The sequence below is a fragment of the Flavobacterium sp. K77 genome (genome assembly GCF_021608205.1).
Lineage (GTDB): Bacteria > Bacteroidota > Bacteroidia > Flavobacteriales > Flavobacteriaceae > Flavobacterium > Flavobacterium turcicum.
In genome coordinates this window covers 1-940 of record NZ_JAKIHO010000036.1, presented here as the reverse complement: position 1 = coordinate 940, position 940 = coordinate 1, and the positions used below count along the sequence as shown (strand labels likewise).

1 protein-coding gene is annotated in these 940 nt (G+C 41.3%); it reads left to right on the top strand.

Annotation, left to right across the window (positions count from 1 at the left end; genetic code table 11):
- Nucleotides 1–940, top strand: a 940-nt coding sequence (locus L1S34_RS14775) for a DUF7507 domain-containing protein (protein WP_370637661.1), incomplete at both ends; no start/stop codon positions are given.

The window sequence follows — 940 nt, the reverse complement described above, 5'->3', positions numbered from 1 at the left end:
AATAACCCAAGCCGATATCGATGCGGGAACTGTTACAAATTCTGCAGTAGGAAGCGCGACAGATCCATCAAATGCGACAGTTTCAGATACATCGGGAACAACAAATATGAACGATACCGCAACAGTAACAAATCTTCCAAAAATATCAAGCATAGCTTTAGTTAAAATGGCCGTTTACAATGGTAATGCCACTGCCGCTCAAATTGGCGATACCATTACGTATATCTTTACCATCACCAACATTGGTAATACAATTTTAACCAATGCCGTTGTAACGGATGCTAAATTAGGAATGACCAATTTAGCGTTAAGTCCGAGTACTTTGGCTCCAAATGCCAGCGGTACTTTAACACAAAACTACACGATTACCCAAGCCGATATCAATGCGGGAACGGTTACGAATTCTGCAGTAGGAAGCGGCACAGATCCATCGAATGCGACAGTTTCGGATACTTCTGGAACGACTACAACAAATGATACCGCAACGGTAACAAATCTTCCAAAAACATCAAGCGTTGCTTTAGTGAAAACGGCAGTGTACAATGGCAATGCGACTGCAGCACAAGTTAGCGATACCATAACTTATACATTTAACATAACCAACACGGGTAATACAACTTTAACCAATACAGTTGTTACAGATGCTAAATTAGGAATGACCAATGTTGCGGTAAGTCCTAATACTTTAGCACCAAATGCAAGCGGAACATTAACACAAAATTACACGATTACCCAAGCTGATATCGATGCGGGAAGTGTTACGAATTCTGCAATAGGAAGCGCTACAGACCCATCAAATGTAACAGTTTCGGATACTTCAGGAACAACAACTACAAATGATACGGCAACGGTTACAACTGTTCCAAAAACATCAAGCGTAGCGTTGGTTAAAACAGCTGTTTACAATGGCAATGCGACAGCTGCACAAGTAGGTGATACC